Source organism: Dyella nitratireducens (assembly GCF_014642835.1).
Taxonomy (GTDB): domain Bacteria; phylum Pseudomonadota; class Gammaproteobacteria; order Xanthomonadales; family Rhodanobacteraceae; genus Dyella_B; species Dyella_B nitratireducens.
In genome coordinates this window covers 105,685-124,090 of the sequence record NZ_BMJA01000001.1, presented here as the reverse complement: position 1 = coordinate 124,090, position 18,406 = coordinate 105,685, and the positions used below count along the sequence as shown (strand labels likewise).

At 60.0% G+C, this 18,406-nt stretch carries 17 protein-coding genes and 1 tRNA gene; 11 read left to right on the top strand and 7 right to left on the bottom strand.

Annotated elements, in window-relative coordinates; translation table 11 throughout:
- Window positions 1-52: 52 nt before the first annotated feature.
- Window positions 53-565, bottom strand: a complete 513-nt coding sequence (locus tag IEX75_RS00600) for a hypothetical protein (RefSeq protein WP_229720583.1) — start codon at window positions 563-565, stop codon at window positions 53-55.
- Window positions 562-738: a hypothetical protein gene (locus tag IEX75_RS00595; RefSeq protein ID WP_188792340.1), complete on the bottom strand. Its 177-nt coding sequence runs from the start codon at window positions 736-738 to the stop codon at window positions 562-564. Before IEX75_RS00595 ends, IEX75_RS00600 begins: the two co-directional genes overlap by 4 nt.
- An 82-nt stretch (window positions 739-820) precedes the next feature.
- Between IEX75_RS00595 and IEX75_RS00590 the strand changes: the two genes are divergently transcribed.
- Window positions 821-1,729 carry a LysR family transcriptional regulator gene (locus tag IEX75_RS00590; RefSeq protein ID WP_188792339.1) on the top strand — a complete coding sequence of 303 codons (909 nt, stop codon included), beginning with the start codon at window positions 821-823 and terminating at the stop codon, window positions 1,727-1,729.
- Between the two features lie 105 nt (window positions 1,730-1,834).
- Here IEX75_RS00590 and aat read toward each other — a convergent pair whose 3' ends face one another.
- The 3 genes from aat to trxB form a co-directional block, all read right to left on the bottom strand.
- Window positions 1,835-2,575, bottom strand: a complete 741-nt coding sequence (gene aat, locus IEX75_RS00585) for a leucyl/phenylalanyl-tRNA--protein transferase (RefSeq protein ID WP_188792338.1) — start codon at window positions 2,573-2,575, stop codon at window positions 1,835-1,837.
- On the bottom strand, window positions 2,572-3,708 hold the full coding sequence (locus IEX75_RS00580; protein ID WP_188792337.1) for a GNAT family N-acetyltransferase: 1,137 nt from the start codon (window positions 3,706-3,708) through the stop codon (window positions 2,572-2,574). The genes aat and IEX75_RS00580 overlap by 4 nt, the downstream gene beginning before the upstream one ends.
- A gap of 177 nt (window positions 3,709-3,885) precedes the next feature.
- Entirely contained in the window at window positions 3,886-4,845 is a 960-nt protein-coding gene (trxB, locus tag IEX75_RS00575) for a thioredoxin-disulfide reductase (RefSeq protein ID WP_188792336.1), read from the bottom strand.
- 257 nt (window positions 4,846-5,102) lie between these two features.
- Between trxB and IEX75_RS00570 the strand changes: the two genes are divergently transcribed.
- The 3 genes from IEX75_RS00570 (at window position 5,103) to IEX75_RS00560 (ending at window position 9,013) form a co-directional block, all read left to right on the top strand.
- Entirely contained in the window at window positions 5,103-7,433 is a 2,331-nt protein-coding gene (locus tag IEX75_RS00570; protein WP_188792335.1) for a DNA translocase FtsK, read from the top strand.
- Window positions 7,434-7,685: 252 nt separating this feature from the next.
- Complete coding sequence (gene lolA / locus IEX75_RS00565; RefSeq protein ID WP_188792334.1) at window positions 7,686-8,342, top strand: outer membrane lipoprotein periplasmic chaperone LolA; 657 nt, start codon at window positions 7,686-7,688, stop codon at window positions 8,340-8,342.
- Window positions 8,339-9,013, top strand: a complete 675-nt coding sequence (locus IEX75_RS00560) for a YoaK family protein (RefSeq protein ID WP_188792333.1) — start codon at window positions 8,339-8,341, stop codon at window positions 9,011-9,013. The genes lolA and IEX75_RS00560 overlap by 4 nt, the downstream gene beginning before the upstream one ends.
- Window positions 9,014-9,232: 219 nt before the next feature.
- On the opposite strand, the gene IEX75_RS00555 is transcribed toward IEX75_RS00560, so the two are convergent.
- Complete coding sequence (locus tag IEX75_RS00555) at window positions 9,233-9,919, bottom strand: acid phosphatase (RefSeq protein WP_188792332.1); 687 nt, start codon at window positions 9,917-9,919, stop codon at window positions 9,233-9,235.
- Window positions 9,919-12,168 carry a TonB-dependent receptor gene (locus tag IEX75_RS00550; RefSeq protein WP_188792331.1) on the bottom strand — a complete coding sequence of 750 codons (2,250 nt, stop codon included), beginning with the start codon at window positions 12,166-12,168 and terminating at the stop codon, window positions 9,919-9,921. Before IEX75_RS00550 ends, IEX75_RS00555 begins: the two co-directional genes overlap by 1 nt.
- Window positions 12,169-12,483: 315 nt before the next feature.
- Between IEX75_RS00550 and IEX75_RS00545 the strand changes: the two genes are divergently transcribed.
- From IEX75_RS00545 to IEX75_RS00515, 7 genes are all read left to right on the top strand, one after another.
- Complete coding sequence (locus IEX75_RS00545) at window positions 12,484-13,824, top strand: replication-associated recombination protein A (RefSeq protein WP_229720745.1); 1,341 nt, start codon at window positions 12,484-12,486, stop codon at window positions 13,822-13,824.
- Between the two features lie 186 nt (window positions 13,825-14,010).
- Complete coding sequence (locus IEX75_RS00540) at window positions 14,011-14,586, top strand: hypothetical protein (RefSeq protein ID WP_188792329.1); 576 nt, start codon at window positions 14,011-14,013, stop codon at window positions 14,584-14,586.
- 89 nt (window positions 14,587-14,675) lie between these two features.
- Entirely contained in the window at window positions 14,676-15,956 is a 1,281-nt protein-coding gene (serS, locus tag IEX75_RS00535; RefSeq protein WP_188792328.1) for a serine--tRNA ligase, read from the top strand.
- On the top strand, window positions 15,953-16,330 hold the full coding sequence (locus IEX75_RS00530; protein WP_188792327.1) for an LrgA: 378 nt from the start codon (window positions 15,953-15,955) through the stop codon (window positions 16,328-16,330). The genes serS and IEX75_RS00530 overlap by 4 nt, the downstream gene beginning before the upstream one ends.
- A 110-nt stretch (window positions 16,331-16,440) precedes the next feature.
- Window positions 16,441-16,530, top strand: a tRNA-Ser gene (locus IEX75_RS00525).
- A 647-nt stretch (window positions 16,531-17,177) separates the two neighbouring features.
- The gene (locus tag IEX75_RS00520) at window positions 17,178-17,804 is read left to right on the top strand and encodes an AHH domain-containing protein (protein WP_188792326.1); all 627 of its coding nucleotides are present in this window, start codon (window positions 17,178-17,180) and stop codon (window positions 17,802-17,804) included.
- A 16-nt stretch (window positions 17,805-17,820) separates the two neighbouring features.
- Window positions 17,821-18,375, top strand: a complete 555-nt coding sequence (locus IEX75_RS00515) for a hypothetical protein (RefSeq protein WP_188792325.1) — start codon at window positions 17,821-17,823, stop codon at window positions 18,373-18,375.
- Window positions 18,376-18,406 lie beyond the last annotated feature (31 nt).

Below are 18,406 nucleotides of genomic sequence, written 5' to 3'. Positions count from 1 at the left end.
CCCCAACATTGCCATGCACGCTGGCGCCGGATGTTGGGGGTTGCACCCCAAGCTACGAGGCTATCCTGGCTCGCGGCCGTAGCAGCAAGTAAAACGCAGCCATATGCGTGATCATCAATATAGGCACATAGATGACCGGGATCGCATAGACAGCACCAAGCTCCCCCGCGTGCGCAGGAAGGTTCGCCTGGATAGCGTGGTAATAATCGAGAACGAGATCGACCGCTCCTACAAGATTGAACGCCACCACAAACAACCAAAACAATGGACGTATGCGTGCCATAAGTAGCGCCAGCATCGCCAGTAAACCCGTTGCCAAGTCAGCGTAGGCGGCGAATACGGCAAAACTGGCAGGCAGGTCGGGACTGACGACGCCCGGCAGGATGAAAACCAGCCCGAAGAAACGAAAGCTGTGCAACGTGGCGATCGCGCGGTGCACGTCGAACGCCGCCATCGATTTGAATCTGGGCCAGATGTAGATGCGGAAGCAAAGCAGCCACGCGATATACCCCAGAACAAGCTGCAGTTGAAAGAGACGTTCCGGCGACATGGTGTTTTCCATCATGCGATAACCTCTAACACCGCAGTAAGAATGCCAACGCGGCGTTCCATCGGATTCGGGTCATTGGCAGTCTTCAGCCGCTTGGTCCGGCCAGTCGCGCGATAGCGATTGGGCACGTTATCAAGTACATCGTTCATGGCAAGGACAATATCGGCAGACACAGCGGCGGCACTCATCAATGGTTCTCCATGGAAACCTGCAGGCATAGGTGTACCATCGCCCCGCGTGAGCGACTATTCATCACAATGTTGACGGGCTATGAAGCAGAACTTCACAGTCAGGCAGGGCGCGCTCGATGGCGTGGAGGCGTTTCTCAGCGTGGCCCAGCACCGCAGTTTTCGCCGGGCAGCGGCAGAACTCGGCGTAACGCCCTCGGCCATCAGCCAGGCCGTGCGTGTTCTTGAAGCGCGCGTTGGTGCGGCGCTTTTTATCCGCACGACGCGCAGCGTCGGCTTGACCGAAGCCGGCGAACGATTTCTTTCGCGTGCCAAGCCTGCCTTCGAAGAACTTGTCGCTGCTGGCGAAGTGGCGCGCGGACTCGGTCAGCGGCCAACGGGATTGCTGCGCCTTTCCGTACCGCGCGCGGTGGTGCCCATTGTGTTGGAACCACTGATCGCGTCCTTCTGTGAGGCCTATCCAGAGATCGAAGTGGAAATCGCTGCGAGCGAGGAGTTGATCGATATTGCGGCGGAGGGATTCGACGCCGGCATTCGGATGGGGCAGTTCGTCGATGCCGATATGGTTGCCGTACCGTTGACGCCGCCGTTTCGTTTCATCGTCGTCGGCAGCCCGGACTACTTCGCAAGCCGCCGCCGGCCCAAGGTGGTGGACGATCTACGTCAACATGCCTGTTTGCGATGGCGGCGATCCAACGGCGCCATCGCGCCCTGGTCATTCAACGACAATGGCCGTGCGATGGAGATTGCCGTATCCGGCCCCTTCATCGCGAATGATTTTCCCACCATGCTCGGCGCCGCATTCAAAGGTGTAGGCCTGGCCCAGCTACCTGAGCCGATGGTGGTGGAAGGGGTGAAAACGGGAAAGCTGCTGCACGTGTTGGAACGGTTCGCGCCAGTGATGCCGGGCGTGTTTCTCTACTACCCAAGCCGTCGGCAAACCATGCCGAAGCTGCGCGCATTTATCGATCACGTGAAGAGCCGCAAGTAGGTTGGGGTGCAAACCCCAACATCGCCATGCATGTGGAAAAGTCAGTCTCGCCTCGACGTCATTCCGGCGAAGGTAACGAAGCACATTGTCGCGAAGCTCGGTTTCTTATACGAAAGAAAAACCTTCCAAAATGCGTTTCGCAGAAACCGTAGGCAGATCTTTCCATTGCTGCGGATCAAACGGCGCAGTCACCAACATCGCAACCTCCCGCAAAAACACATCCCGCGACATCTCCACGGCCCCCAATCCCAATAAATGCGGATTGCTGACCTGCGCATCGATCAACGGAAACTCCCATTCGCGCAATAGCGACGCCAGCGCACACAACGCCAGCTTCGAACCACCGCTTTGCGCGCTGAACATCGATTCGCCGCAGAACAACCGGCCGATGGAAACACCGTAGACACCGCCGATCAGGTCATCCTGCGCCCAGACTTCCACGCTATGCGCACAACCAAGATCGTGCAGCATGCCGTAGGCGTCGATCATCGCCGGGCTGATCCAGGTACCGAATTGTCCAGGCCGTGGCGCCGCGCAAGCCTGCATCACCTCACGAAAGGCACGGTTGATGGTCACCTGCCAGTCCGTGTCTTTCAGCGCCCTGCGTTGGCTGCGGTTAGGCCGCAACTGGTCCGTCTGAAACACACAGCGCGGATCGGGCGACCACCACAGGATCGGCTCGCCTTCGTTGAACCAGGGGAAGATGCCGTGCGCATACGCCGTCATCAGGCGCAGTGGTGAAAGATCGCCGCCGAAGGCGAGCAATCCGTTGGGTTCGATGAGCGCGGTGCGTGGATCGGGGAAATGACCCGGGGCGTGGTCGTCGAGCCTGGGGAGGCGGATCATGGTCGCGCGTAAGGGCTGTGGTCGAGTAGTTCGTCGGCATAAGCGTCCATGCTCTCGCACTCGTGCGCAAGCGCGCGCCTTACTGCGCTGCGGAAGCCCTCGTGCACCAGGTAGTGACGCGAATGTGTGCGAGTCGGCAGGAAACCCCGCGCGAGCTTGTGTTCGCCCTGCGCGCCAGGCTCGAAGCGCTGCAATCCCTGCGCAATCGCGTACTCGATGCCCTGGTAGTAACACAGCTCGAAATGCAGATCCGGCAGGTTGACGCTGGCACCCCAATAGCGACCGTACAACGTGCTTGCACTGCGCAACATCAAGGCCACGGCCACGATCTCTCCCCCTTGCCTGGCCAGCGCCAGTTGCACCGCGTTGCCGAATTCCTTGCGCAGGTATTGAAAGAACGCCTCGGTGAGCGCTGCGTGATTGCCCTTGGCATCGAACGTATCGGTGTAAAGCGCATGCACCCGCCGCCATTCGCGCGCACTCAGCTCCGCACCACCGGCCATGCCGATGTCCAAGCCATGCGAGGCCACACGCTTGCGTTCGTGGCGGATGTTCTTCCGCTTCTTGTGATTCAGTGCCGCGAGGAATGCTTCGAAATCTGCATAGCCCTGATTGTGCCAATGAAACTGCACGTCGCTGCGCGCCATCCAGTGATCGTCGAAGGCGTCGACATCCGCTTCGGTAAGGAAGTTGGCGTGCACGGAGGAAAGCTCCAACCGTTGCGCTTGTTGCTGCATGGCATCCACCAGCAACTTGCGTAGCTCAGCCGCCTCGGTGCCATCCGTACCCACCAGCAGACGCGGTCCAGTCACGGGCGAGTAGGGCACGGCATTGAGCAGCTTGGGGTAGTACTGGCCACCGGCCTGCTCCCACGCCGATGCCCAGCTCCAGTCAAACACGAATTCGCCGTGTGAATTGCCTTTCAGGTACAGCGGTGCGGCGGCGATCAAGGTGCCTTTGCGATAAAGGCCCAGATGATGTGCTTGCCAGCCCCATTCGGGACGAATGCAGCCGGTGCGTTCGAGGCCGGCGAGAAAGGCATGCGAGAGGAAAGGGTTGTCGTCTGGGCGCAAGGCATCCCAGGCGGAGGCGGGGATGTCGTCAATGCTGTCGTAGAAGCGGGCTTCGATCACGTTTTTTTCAGCTCTCTCTTCTCAAGGCGTGGACATCTATAGAAGAGTTTACTGGTGTCTTATCGTCGCCCCGGCGAAAGCCGGGGCCTAGTGTCTTTGACGGTCTTACAAGTCGCTGGGTCCCGGCTTTCGCCGGGACGACGATATATCAAGCATCACGGGCATGAATCGAAGTGTTCAAACCTTCCCGTTCTGATCCAGCCACCGCTCCGCATCCAACGCCGCCATGCAGCCGAACCCTGCCGACGTCACCGCCTGCCGATACACATGATCGGCCACGTCGCCCGACGCAAATACACCCGGCACCGACGTCATCGTCGCCATGCCTTCCAGGCCGCTGCGGATCTTGATGTAGCCATCGTGCATATCGAGCTGGCCTTCGAAGATGCCCGTGTTCGGCGAGTGACCGATCGCTACGAAGAATCCGGTGGCAGCGATATCACGCGTGGCACCGCTGTTTATGTCCTTCACGCGCACACCGGTTACGCCGGTCTCATCGCCCAGCACTTCATCGATCACGTGATTCCACACCAGCTCGACCTTGCCATGGGCGGCTTTCTCGAACAGCTTGTCCTGCATGATCTTCTCCGCGCGCAATTTGTCGCGGCGATGCACCAGGTACACCTTGCGGCCGATGTTGGCCAGATACAGCGCTTCTTCCACCGCCGTGTTGCCGCCACCAACCACCACGATGTCCTGCTCGCGGAAGAAGAAACCGTCGCAGGTGGCGCAGGCCGACACGCCTTTGCCCTTGTAGTGCTCCTCGCTGGGAATCCCCAAGTACTTGGCGGTGGCGCCGGTGGCGATGATCAGCGCATCACAGGTGTACTCGCCCGAGTCGCCCTTCAAGCGGAATGGACGCTGCGAGAGGTCGGCCTGGTGAATATGGTCGAAGACCATCTCGGTCTCGAAGCGCTCGGCATGTTCAGCCATGCGCTGCATCAGTTCCGGACCTTGCACGCCTTTGACATCGCCCGGCCAGTTGTCGACCTCGGTGGTGGTCATTAATTGACCACCCTGCTGCAGGCCGGTGACCATGGTCGGCTTGAGGTTGGCACGCGCTGCGTACACCGCGGCGGTGTAACCGGCGGGGCCCGAGCCGAGGATCAGCAGGCGGCTATGCTTGGGGGTGGTCATTGCTATAATCCTTAAGGGTTTGCTGACGATTTATCAGGGCGGTTCTCGATTGTGGAAAGGCCTTTACAGGCCCTTCGACGAGTCCGCAAGGATGGGGAAGTCGCAGGGGCTATTCAAGGTTGACGTGTGCTGCCTGTTTCTGAACCTGACCTGTGGACGGTGGTGCCTGCGCTGTCGCTATCCGGTCCATACCCCTTGTTACACTGCAACGCGCATGAAGTTATTCGTTCGACATTCCTAAAAGGAAACACACCCCGGTGGCGGCGCGCAGCGCAAACGTTCGAAAAGCAAAGGAAAAGACCGGCCTCAGCGAGGAAGTAAAGCGCCGCCTGCGAGAGGCGGGCGCGCTGCTGCTGTTGCCGCTGGCGCTCTACCTGCTGGTGTGTCTCTTCAGTTACGACGCTGCCGATCCCGGCTGGTCGCATGCCGACACCGGCGCCCACGTACACAACCTCGGCGGCACGGTCGGCGCGTACATCGCCGACCTGCTGCGCTACCTGTTCGGCATCGTGGCCTACTGCTTCCCCTTGCTGCTGTTGTTACTCGGCATAAAGGTGTTGCGCAATCACGGCGTGCGCAGCGTGCAGCCGTGGGAGCCGTCGTTGCGCCTGATCGGTTCGGTGTTCTTCTTCATCACCGCGCCGGGGCTGTGCTGGATCATCTTCCGGGATAGCACGATGGCCCCGGAAGGGCCGGGTGGGGTGATCGGCCGCGGCATCGGCCACGGCCTGCTGGGTGCGTTTGGCGACAAAGGCGCGCCGTTGTTTCTGCTGGCGATTTTCCTGGTCGCCGTCACCTTCGCTACCGGGCTCTCCTGGTTCAAGCTGATGGACCTCACCGGGCAGGGCGTGCTGAAGCTCGCCGGCTGGTTTGGCGGCAAGCTGCGCAAGGCGCCGGAAGTGATTGCCGCACACCAGGCACGCGTCGAACGCGAAGTGGTGAAGAAGACCGAGGCGATCAAGCAGGCCAAGCGCGAACCCGTACGCATCGAGGCACCCGCCGCACCCGTGGTGAAGAGCGAACGCGCGCGCGTGGAAACGCAAATTCCGCTGTTCGTCGGCGCCGCGCAGCCGGGGGAACTGCCGCCGCTGTCGCTGCTGGATGAAGCGCCGGAGCAAGGGCCCGGCTATTCCGAAGAAACCCTGGAAGTGCTGTCACGCCAGGTCGAGCTGAAGCTCAAAGACTTCAAGATCGAGGCCAAGGTCGTCGGCGTCTATCCCGGCCCGGTGATCACCCGCTTTGAGCTGGAACCCGCCGCTGGCGTGCGTGGCAGCCAGGTCTCGAGCCTGGACAAGGACATCGCGCGCGGCCTCTCCGTGGTCAGCGTGCGCGTGGTCGACGTGATTCCGGGCAAGAACGTGATCGGCCTGGAAATTCCCAATGCCAAGAAGCAGATCGTGTACCTGTCGGAAATCCTGCGCTCCGACAAATACGATCAGCAAAAATCGCCGCTGACGCTCGCGCTGGGCAAGGATATCGGCGGCCGCGCGATGGTGGCCGATCTCGCCAAGATGCCGCACCTGCTGGTCGCCGGTACGACCGGTTCCGGTAAATCCGTGGCGGTGAACGCGATGGTGTTGAGCCTGTTGTACAAGGCCAGCGCCAAAGACGTGCGCATGATCATGATCGACCCGAAGATGCTGGAACTCTCGGTCTACGAGGGTATTCCGCATCTGCTCGCGCCGGTCGTCACCGACATGAAGGAAGCCGCCAACGCGTTGCGCTGGTGCGTGGCCGAAATGGAACGCCGCTACAAGCTGATGGCCGCGGTGGGCGTGCGCAACCTTGCCGGCTTCAACAAGAAGGTGAAGGACGCCGAGAACGCCGGCCAGCCGCTGCTAGACCCGCTGTTCCGCCCGAATCCCGACATGCCCAACCAGGTAGCCGAGCCACTGGAACCGCTGCCGTACATCGTAGTGATCATCGACGAATTTGCCGACATGATGATGATCGTCGGCAAGAAGGTGGAAGAACTCATTGCCCGTCTGGCACAGAAGGCGCGCGCTGCCGGCGTGCACCTGATCCTGGCCACGCAGCGCCCGTCGGTGGACGTGATCACCGGCTTGATCAAGGCCAATATCCCGACGCGTATCGCCTTCCAGGTATCGAGCAAGATCGACTCGCGCACCATCCTGGATCAATCCGGCGCCGAGACCCTGCTGGGTCACGGCGACATGCTCTACCTGCCACCTGGCACTGCCACACCCGATCGCGTGCACGGCGCCTTCGTGGACGACCATGAAGTGCACAACGTAGTGAACTGGCTGAGGTCGCAAGGCGCGCCGCAATACATCGAAGGCGTGCTGGAAGAAGTGCAGGCCACCAGCGACGGCAAGTTCATCAACGAATCCGGCCTGCCGCAGGAAAGCGAAGAAGGCGGCGATGCCGAAGCGCAGCTTTACGACAAGGCTGTGCGCATCGTCACCGAAACACGCCGCGCATCGATCTCCGGCGTGCAGCGCCATCTGCGCATCGGCTACAACCGCGCTGCACGTTTGATCGAACAGATGGAACAGGATGGCGTCGTAAGTGCGCCGCTGCATAACGGCAACCGCGAAGTGCTGGCGCCGCCGCCGCCGAAGCATTGAGCTTTGACGAGTGACTTGTTCTCGCAGGTAATTTTGATTTTACGTAACCGTCATTCCCGCGAAAGCGGGAATCCATGTTGCCCTTGGCCGAAAAGCGAAAATGGATTCCCGCTTTCGCGGGAATGACGACCTTGAGGGATGAGATGCCTCGGGGACGACCTGCCACCACGCACGTCATTGGGTTGGGGTTCGGCCACCTCTCACCCTGACCCACTATGCTTGCCACATCCGATACACCAGGAACGGGAATCCATGAAACGCCTCCGCTTCGCCGCTTTCCTTATCTTGCTGGTAAGCACTCTTGCCCAAGCCGTCACTGGCCCAGCCCGCACTCGCCTCGACGCCTTCGCCCAAGGCCTGCACGCGGTCTCCGGCAACTTCACGCAAACCCTCACTGACCCCAACGGCAAAACCAGCAAAACCAGCAACGGCACGCTGGTGCTGCAGGCCCCACGCCAGTTCCGCTGGGATACGCTCGCCCCGTACAAGCAAACCATCGTCGCCGACGGCAGCCGCGTCTGGTTGTACGACCCGGATCTGGAACAAGTCACCGTACGCCGGCAGGACACGGAAGAAGCACACAGCCCCCTGACCGTGCTTACCGATCTCGCGCAACTCGATAAAGAATTCCACGTGACCGAACAGGGCGAGCGCGACGGCCTGGTCTGGTTGCGACTGACATCCACGGCCAAAGACCCGCAATTCAGCTACGCCGATCTTGGCTTCGATGCGAACGGCCTGGCACGCATGCAGTTCAAGGACCAGCTCGGCGCCACCACCGACATCCGCTTCTCCAACTGGAAGCGCAATCCTGAAATCCCGCCGCAGGATTTCAACTTCACGCCGCCGAAAGGCGCAGACGTGATCGGCGATCTGCCGGAACTCACCACACAACCCTTGAAGAATTGATTCGTCAGCTGCCCCGTTGGGCGTGGATCGGCGGCGGCCTGCTTGCGCTGGTCGCCGGTTGCATCAATGCGGTCGGCTATCTGTGTTTTCGCCATCAACCGGTGACACATCTCACCGGCACCAGCACCGAACTCGGCATTGCGGTGGCACAGGGCGACCTTAAGGAAATCGCACATTGGGGCCTGACCATTGTGGCGTTTCTGGCTGGCGCCATGGTGAGCGGTTTTATCGTTGAGCAGCGAACGTTGCAGCTGGGGCGCCGCTATGGCGTCGTGCTGATGCTGGAATCCCTATTGCTGTTCGCGGCCATGCCCTTGATTCACGACGCCAAGGACCTTGGGCTTTATCTCGCTGCCGCAGCGTGCGGTTTGCAGAACGCGATGGTGAGTACCTACAGCGGCGCGGCACTGCGCACGACGCATGTGTCGGGCATCTTTACGGATTTGGGCATGTACCTGGGCCAGCGCTTGCGTGGATTGGACGTGGACATGCTACGCATCCATATCTGCGTGCTGGTGGCCAGCCATTTCATTATTGGAGCGATGCTCGGGGCGCTGGGTTATGCGCATATGCAGGAGCGGGTGTTGCTGGTGCCTGCGGCGCTGACTGGCGTTGTCGGTTTGGGTTACGGCATTTACCGGCATTTCTTTTTGCAGCGATCTGCTCGATAAGGTTGGACTTACCTCACCGTCATTCCGGCGAACGCCGGAATCCAGTGCAAATATGCTGCGCGAAGCGCTCAAAATAAAAAGGTTATGTGTGCTTCGCACTGTTTATTTGACTGGATTCCGGCGTTCGCCGGAATGACGGTGAGGTAAAAATGACCTTACCACGGGGTTGCCTAACTCCATCTCAACCATCCCCTGCAAGCAGGGGATGTAGCATGTAAATCACTGCAACCCCAACGCATGCCGCAACTCACCGCGCGCCGCATCGTAATCAGCCTGCCACTGCGGATCCCGCAAAATCTCATCCGCAATCACCGTCCCGGCAATCTTCCCCGCCTCCACATCGCTGGGAAAATGCACGCCCATCACGATGCGATGCTCGCCATACAATTCCGCTCGCGCAAAAATCGCTTCACGCTTTTCCGGCAGCATGTTGGCCAATAACACCGCCGTGCTGTAGCCAAACGTAGCGTGCCCACTGGGATAGCTCCAATCATCGGGCTTCTCCTTCGACAAGGCATGCACCTGGCTGGATACCACCGAAGGGCGCGGGTGTTTCCAAAACTCCTTGGCCTCTTTCGCCTCGGCCTTGTCGAGCTTGGCCACGCGATCGAAGAATGCAGCCGTCTTCGGCAACGCCGCCGCTTGCACCGTCAAACCCAAGGCATCGGCAAAGCGGAACACGGAGCGCTCCGAATCCGCCTTGGCCGCTGCCATGTCCTGCGCCGTGCGTGACCGTTGCGCAGTCAGCACCGCCTGCAAATCGTGCTGAGCCGCCGTCGAACCTGCTGCCGGCGGAGGCGGCAGCAGGTTCGACAATGGGGCGACGGCGGGAGAGGCGCCGTCGCCGTAGGCCAGGGCGGGCTGGCCGATCAGCAGCAATGAAACCAGCAGTGCGCTGCGTTTCATCAGAACAGATCCGCCGACACGGTGAAGTTGAAGTTGCGCGCCGGAATGGTCCAGTACAGCGGCGTGCCATCGGCAGCGGTGGTACCGGCCAGGGCGTTGATGGTCGTGTTGTTGAAGATGTTGTTGATCTGGAAGCCGATCTTGAAATCCTTCACGTTGGTGATGTGCGGATCGAACTTGTAGCTGGCGGCGAAGTTGGTGATCGCATAGCCGCCGATCGGCGTGTCGTCGTTGGCATTGGCGGTGTAATAAGTCTTGCCGACAAACTTGTCCACCAACGACATGTACACGGGGCCGTTGTTGAAAATGAAGCCCAGCGCGGCCGTCTTGTGCGGGGTGTTCGGATTCCACGAGTTGTCGGCGGTCTGAATGGCGCGGTTCAACGAGCCGTTGGCGTAAACGCTGAAGCCGCCACCCAGCATGTAAGTGCCTTCCAGCTCGACGCCCTTGTAGTGCACGCCGCCGCCGTTGTAGTACTCCAGAATGCCGCCGACATGCTGGCTCTGGACGAAGTTGTTGAAGTTGATCTTGTAGATATCACCTGACAGCGTCAGGCGATCGCTGCTCCAGGTCGTACCCAGTTGGAGGTTGGTGGTCTTTTCCGGCTGCACAGCCGCATCGGAAACGGCCGGATTGGGCACGTAGAATAGATTGAGGTTCGGTGCGAGGTAACCCTTGGCCCACTGTGCATACGCCGTCCAGTTCGAACTGAACGCATAGTGGAAAGCGAGCGAGGGCAGGGTGGCGTTCCAGTCTTTGGAATAGGTCAGCGGGGTTTCCGTCTTCTGGTTCGCCGACGCATCAATATTGCGCTTGAAGTAGTCGTACTTCGCGCCGCCAACCAAGTATGCGTTGTCGGTGATGTTCCACTGGTATTCGATGAACGGCTGGATCGTGACCAGCGTGTCGTTCATCCGTCGATCGGCTGCTGCCTCCTGCAGTGTCGCTGCACCGGGGTTGACCACGGGGTTGAGCTCATTGAGGGTGTCGTCGAATTCATACAGCCAGCGGATATCGTCCTGATGGTCGTACCACACACCGGTGCGTACTTCACCCGGGCCGATTTCCTTGCTCAGGCGGAAGATGTCGCCCCACGAACGGTTCGTGTTGCGCATGTGCTGGCCGGGTACGTCATCGGGGCTATAGGCAGTGCCATTAGGTGTTTCACCATTCGGGTCTTCGCCGTTGTAGCCGAAATGGTTATAGCCGTAGGTGTAGGTCTTGTTGTCGATCGTCCAGCCGGAGAATTCCGAGTGCAGGCCGATGTAGGCCATGTCCGTATCGATCTTGTCTTCGTTGTAGCGGTAGTACGCCTGGCTGGTCGGATCGTTGTTCAGCGCGTAATTGACACCGTACTGCGCGATCTGCGCCTTGGTGGCACCGAACGGCACGTACTGGTTCAAGTTGTTCCACATCGCCGCGAAGGTCAGCGTGGTGTTGTCACCCAGCGGTTGCACAACCTTGGCGAACACGCTCTGGCGACGCTGGCCGGCGTAGCTGAGGTAGCCATCCGATTCGCCGTTCTGCAGGTTGACCACAGCGGTGGTGCCACTGCTGGTAAAGCTGCCTGTATCGACGCGGACGCCTTCAATAGCCGTATCCCAGCTGCCGAAACTGATGTACGGATTGACGTTGAACTTGGCTTGCGGATTGATCGAATCCACCGAAATGGTGCCGCCAAACGTGGCATTACCCAGCGTGCTGGCCGTACCCGGGCCGCGATCCACCACCACGCTACCGGTTTCCTGGTTGGTGAAGTACGAGGTGGAGTGGTGCGTGAAGTCGTTGGAGTCCATCCACGGAATACCGTCGAACGTCACGTTGTACTGGCCGTCCTGGAAGCCGCGGATGGAAACCACGGCCGCTTCCATCAAACCCGCGCCGTTCGGTGTCACCGTGTACACGCTCGGCGAGATGGCGGCGACGTCGGTGTAGTCACCGGTGGGCGGGATGTTTTCCTGGATAAAGGTGCTGCCGATAATCGACTGCGGCTCGGTCGCGATGGTCGAGCCCTGGGTGGGGGCAATCGAGCTGACCGCCGTATTGGCCGTTACCTGCACGCCATTAAGGGTTTTGGGTTTATTGGAAGTGTTGTCGCCGTCACTATTGTCCGAGGCGCTTGGGCCGCTAATGGCATTGCCTTGGTTGTTCGCGTCCTGCGCGTGGATGGGGGCGGCAATAGCCAGGGCCACGCAAAGGGCGAGATAAACCGGCGTGCGGCGGTAGAGCGCATGTGTCGATGACGTCATTGTTTTTTTCCGGTATCGGCGGGGTTGTAGAAAGGCCGACACCGTAAAGATGCTTTATGACACTTCCATAACAATTACATTAAAAATGACGATTATGTAATGCGAAAGAAAATGCGCTAAGGCTGATCTAAGGTTTGCATTGGTGGTGTAATAAAAGCGGCTAATTTGGCGGCTAAATGACGTAATTGAATTAAGCCAAATCTAAGCTATGAATCATTAATGCAATAAATCATCATCAATAATAAATGCCGAGTATTTCTTTAGGCAAGAGGGGCTCCCAAGGGCCGAACGTGCCGGATGTCCTATCATCCACCGATGGAACGACGCGAAGCACCCCACACCCCGCAACTGTTCGGCAGCGACACCGAAGAACTCAAGCCCCTGGCCGAACGCATGCGCCCGCGCACCCTCGACGAGATCGTCGGCCAGCAACGCCTGCTTGCACCCGGCAAAGCCCTGCGGCGCGCATTGGAAGCCGGCCGCGTGCACTCCATGGTGCTATGGGGGCCGCCCGGTTGCGGCAAAACCACACTGGCGCTGCTGGTGGCGCGCTACGCCGATGCAGACTTCCGCGCCATCTCCGCCGTACTCTCCGGCCTGCCGGACGTGCGCAAGGCCTTGGCCGAAGCGGAAGTCAATTTCGCGCAAGGCCGGCGCACCGTGCTGTTCGTGGACGAAGTGCATCGCTTCAACAAAGCGCAGCAGGATGCCTTCCTGCCGCACATCGAACGCGGTGTGATCATCTTCGTCGGCGCCACCACCGAAAACCCCTCGTTCGAACTGAACTCGGCGCTACTTTCACGCTGCCGCGTGCATGTGCTGGATGCCGTCTCCGTCGACGACATCGTTGCAGCCTTGCAACGCGCACTCACCGATGCCGAACGCGGCCTCGGTGCACAGCAACTGTACGTATCCGACTCAGCCTTGCGCCTGATCGCCCAGGCCGCCGATGGCGACGTGCGCCGCGCACTCACCTTGCTGGAAATCGCCGCCGAACTGGCCGATGGCCACGAGATCGACGAAACCACGCTGGAACAAGTGCTGGCCGATCGCACGCGCCGCTTCGACAAAGGCGGCGAACAGTTCTACGACCAGATCTCCGCCCTGCACAAATCCGTCCGCTCCTCCGACCCCGACGCCGCCGTGTACTGGCTCACCCGCATGCTCGACGGCGGCTGCGATCCGCTCTACCTCGCGCGCCGCATGACGCGTATGGCGGTGGAAGACGTCGGCCTGGCCGAACCACGCGCCTGGCGCATGGCACTGGATGCCTGGGACACCTACGAACGCCTCGGCAGCCCCGAAGGCGAACTCGGCCTCGCACAACTCGCCATCTGGCTGGCCATCGCACCCAAGAGCAACGCGGCATACATGGCCTACAACAAGGCACGCGAAGTCGTCGGCCAAACCGGCACGCTGGAAGTGCCCATGCACCTGCGCAATGCGCCGACACGTTTGATGAAGGGCCTGGGTTACGGCAAAGGCTATCAATACGATCACGACGCGGAAGGTGGCATTGCGCTCGATCAGCAATGCTTGCCGGATGCGTTGGCGGGCACCGAGTTCTACGAGCCGGTGGAGCGTGGTTTGGAACTGAAGCTGCGCGAAAAACTGCTCGCGTTACGCGAAGCGCGGAAGCAAGCCCGCAAGAAGTAGCTCCGGATAAAGCAATCTCGCAACAAGGCAACCCGTAGGTTGGGGTGCAAACCCCAACATCGCCATCCTCACAGGCATCGCAATGTTGGGGTTTGCACCCCAACCTACACGGCCCACCCAGGCATTTGCACCCCACCCAAACACCGCCTAGATTCCCCATCACCATCCTGAGGGGAGGGCACCACCATGCGCATCCTCATCGCCGCCATCTTCGGCGGCATCGTCATGTTCATCTGGGGCGGCATCGCACACATGGCCCTGGGCCTGGGCAACCCCGGCATCCACCAACCCGTACACGAAGACGCCGTGCTAAGCACGTTGCACGAAGGCCTGGGCCAAACTCCAGGCGTCTACATCCTGCCCAGTTTCGACCCCAAGCAATGGCACAACCAGGCCGCCCGCGCCGCCTACTCGCAAAAAGCGCCGGCCTCAGCTTATGCGTGGATCGTCTACCAACCCCAAGGCGAAGACATGCTCGACATGCACAGCCAGCTATCGCGCCAATGGGCATCCGATACCCTCGCTTCCCTGGCACTCGCCATCATCATGGGCCTGGCCACCCTCAGCTTCGCCAGGCGCGTGGGGCTAGCCGCGGCCGCCGCCGTGTTCGCCTGGCTCTCCGTGCTTGTGCCGTACTGGAACTGGTACCGCTTCCCCGAAGCGCTGACCTGGGCCGCGTTGGTCGAGCAACTCATCGGCTGGCTGCTGGCCGGCACCGTGATGGCCTGGTGGATCGGCCGCCAGGAGCGCAAGCCAGCCTGACCCGCGTCACAAGGGCAGGGCACCGCGTTGCGACCGCAGCGCCCCCACAGCGATAATCCGGCGTTCTTGCCCCACTTCCGGATCCGAACATGCTGGACCCCGCACTGCTGCGTTCGCGCCTGGCCGAAACCGCCGCGCGCCTCAAGGAAACCCGTGGCTTCACGCTCGACGTGGCTGCCGTGGAAACGCTGGAAAGCCAACGCAAGCAGCTCTCCACCGAAACGCAGGAACTGCAGAACCTGCGTAACACCCGCTCCAAGGCCATCGGCCAAGCCAAAGCCAAGGGCGAAGACGTCGCCCCGCTGATGGCCGAGGTCGCCGGCATTGGCGACAAGCTCAAGGCCAACGAGCACGCCCTGGCCGAGGTGCAGGCCAAGCTCAACGACATAGCGCTCGGCATCCCTAACGTGCCGCACGAATCCGTGCCGCTCGGCAGCGACGAAAGCCACAACCAGGAAATCACCCGCTGGGGCACGCCGCGCCAGTTCGACTTCGCCGTGAAAGACCACGTCGACCTCGGTGAGCGCCACGGCTGGCTCGACGGCGAAACCGGCGCCAAGCTTTCCGGCGCGCGCTTCACGGTGATGCGCGGCCAGCTAGCGCAACTGCATCGTGCCCTCGCGCAATTCATGCTCGACCTGCACACGCACGAACACGGCTACCTCGAATGCAACGTACCGCTGCTGGTCAACGCCGACACCATGCAGGGCACCGGCCAGTTGCCCAAGTTCGAAGAAGACCTGTTCGCCACCCAAGTGGGCGAAACCAAGCGCTACCTGATTCCCACCGCGGAAGTCTCGCTGACCAACCTCGTGCGCGATACCATTCAAGACGTCGATACACTGCCGCTGCGCCTCACCGCACACACCCCATGCTTCCGCGCCGAAGCCGGCAGCTACGGCCGCGACGTGCGCGGCATGATCCGCCAGCACCAGTTTGAAAAAGTGGAAATGGTGCAGATCACACGCGCTGAAGATTCCTTCGCGCAACTCGAAGAAATGGTCGGCCACGCCGAAACCGTGCTGCAAAAGCTTGGCCTTCCGTATCGCAAAGTGCTGTTGTGCGGCGGCGACATGGGCTTCACCGCCACCAAAACGTATGACCTGGAAGTGTGGCTGCCCAGCCAGAACACCTACCGCGAAATCTCCAGCTGCTCCAACTGCACGGATTTCCAGGCGCGCCGCATGCAAGCCCGCGTACGCAACCCGGAAACCAACAAACCCGAACTCGTGCACACCCTCAACGGCTCCGGCCTCGCCATCGGCCGCACGCTGATCGCGGTAATGGAGAACTACCAGAACGCCGACGGCTCCATCACCGTGCCCGAAGCCCTGCGCCACTACATGCACGGTGCGGAGAACATTGCATGACCACGCCGGCGAGCCGCTCATGGGACAAGGTGGAGTTCTACACCAGCTACTTCCTCATGGCCGTGCTCGCCTCCGTCATCGGCACACGCTTGAGCTTCGCCAGCGTGTGGCAGATTCCGACGGTTGACTTGATCTTCAGCATCGTTGCCCTTGTGTTGGTGATTGCCAGTTTCTGGATCGCCCGCAAGCGTCGTAGCTGGCGGTTGTGGATCATTGCTTTCGCCACCGCCACGCAATTGCTGCCGATGGTGCTGCGCTATCCCGCAACGTTGTTTCCGTTGCTAGGCGGGTTGATCCCCGTGGCGATTACGGTCTGGGCGCTGGTGTCGCTGTCGCGGAAGGGGCGACATGGCCCGCGGGCACGCGATTCCTGATAGGATTGGCGGCCTTGCAAACGAGTCTGCATATGACTCGTCGCCCCGGCGAAAGCCGGGGCTCAGCGACTTCCTAAGTGCCTCAAGACACAGGATTCGCCACAAAACACGGAGAGATGGCCGAGCGGTTTAAGGCAGCAGTCTTGAAAACTGCCGTAGGTGTAAGCCTACCGTGGGTTCGAATCCCACTCTCTCCGCCACCCATAAAAAAGACGCCCGCATGGGCGTTTTTTTATGGGTGGCGGAGAGAGTGGTTGTTCGGAGAACCCACCGGTTCGACAAATTTGTCGGGAACAAATTTGGACAGCCGAAGGCTGGCCCTGGAGCGCGTAGCGCGGAAGGGTCCGGTCCATGGATGGATCGGACAATCCCACACTCTCCGCGCGCAGCTTGCTGCACTTCCCACATGGCTGGATGCCGAATTTGTGCAACAGGCTGTTGCCCAATTGCCGTGGGGCCACAACGTGGTGCCATTGGACAAGCTGCCGGGCCCTGAATCCTCACTCTCCACGCGCCGCAATGACGCCTCGGAACCCTGTGGACAATGTCCCGTTTTTTGCAAACTGCGTGACACTTTTTTCTCCAGTCAAGCAATACATATGGCCAACGACGGAATGGTTCCCAGGATCACAGGTTACGCTGCTCCATCCGTGCTTATAATGAGTCGCACGAGCTACTAATCTCGGCTCAATGGTCTTATTGAGTCAAACAGTGGCACTGCCGCCGAGGGGAAATGGGGCACTGTATACGTGCGGCATGGTGTGAGATAAGAAATCGGCACGTTACCGGTCCGCGCCGAACCATTTGGGAAACCGCAAGGCCGGTTTATGACAAGGAAAGAGCGAACATGAGTTCACCGCAGTCTTCGGCGGGAAACGCCGCCAATCAGTCCACGCCAATCACCGCGCAAACCAGAGCCCAAGCTAACAAAAGAGTGAAGGGCAGCCTCTCTTACGAGCTTGAAAATCGGCTTAGCCAGCAAGAAGAGCGAGAGCGTGTTTGCTATCAGAATGGTTATACGCTTCCTCCGCGCGTCAAAGAGCAATTCATGGCGGCTTTGCTGGCAGACGTGGTCAGTCGGCGCAATGGCGGCCACTCTAGGCTTCTTCATCACAACATGACCGAAGCAGGCGATGTTCGTCCCGAAGCGACTGCCAAAAAGAATGTGGCTACTCATCACATCGTCGCCAGTGGTGACGAAGAAGCGGCTGGTTCCCGCGAATTGCTCTTTGGTTGGGGTATCGGCATCAACGATGCGGATAACGGAGTCTATCTGCCGCGTTATAAAAAATCAGAGGTGCCCGGCCTCCCAAATGCCGTCAAGCATGCGGGACTGCACACTACGGTTTATCACTATCAAGTCTTTCGCCGCCTGGATCGCGCGGCTCAGGTGCATGCGACAGATGACAAGGTTGGCCGTACTGCACTGAAAACCATAAAAAAAGAACTCGTCGCGGGCATCTTCCCCTATTAAGTGAGAGGTTTATGTAATGACGATTTGGGAAATCACTCACCCACGGATGAACGATGTCGCACCGTTGGTCCGGACTGCAGAAGACATGCAAAACCCACACTTCCAAAAGCAGTTTGGTGGTGACGGCTCTGAACTCCAGTGGCTGAAGCGGCCGAAACTCACCGTCAAAGTGGAGAAGGGCAAGAAAAAGCAAAAGCCGCGTTCGGATGTCAGCCCATTTACGGCTCCGGGTCTGGTGTTTAACGGTAAAGTGCGCGATGCACTAGGAGATTTCCTGCGGAAGTTTGGGCAGGTTTTGGAGATCGAGGTGGACGATGGCGTTGAGTACTACTACAACGTCACCCAAATTGTGCCGTGCGTTGATGAAAGCCGTTCAGAGAAGTACCCGGAAGGAAGCATTGCAAAAGCAGTATTCGATGGGTCCAAGCTTCCCATTGAACCTGTGGTCTTCATTGACCCACTCATGCGTGGGTCAATCTATGTGAACGACTCTGCGAAAGCCGAGTTGGAGCGCTTGATCCAGCGAGCCGACATCACAGGGATGGCTTTCGAACAGGTTGGAGGCTACTAACGCCGCAGGTCGGATGTGCTGAAAAAGGTGG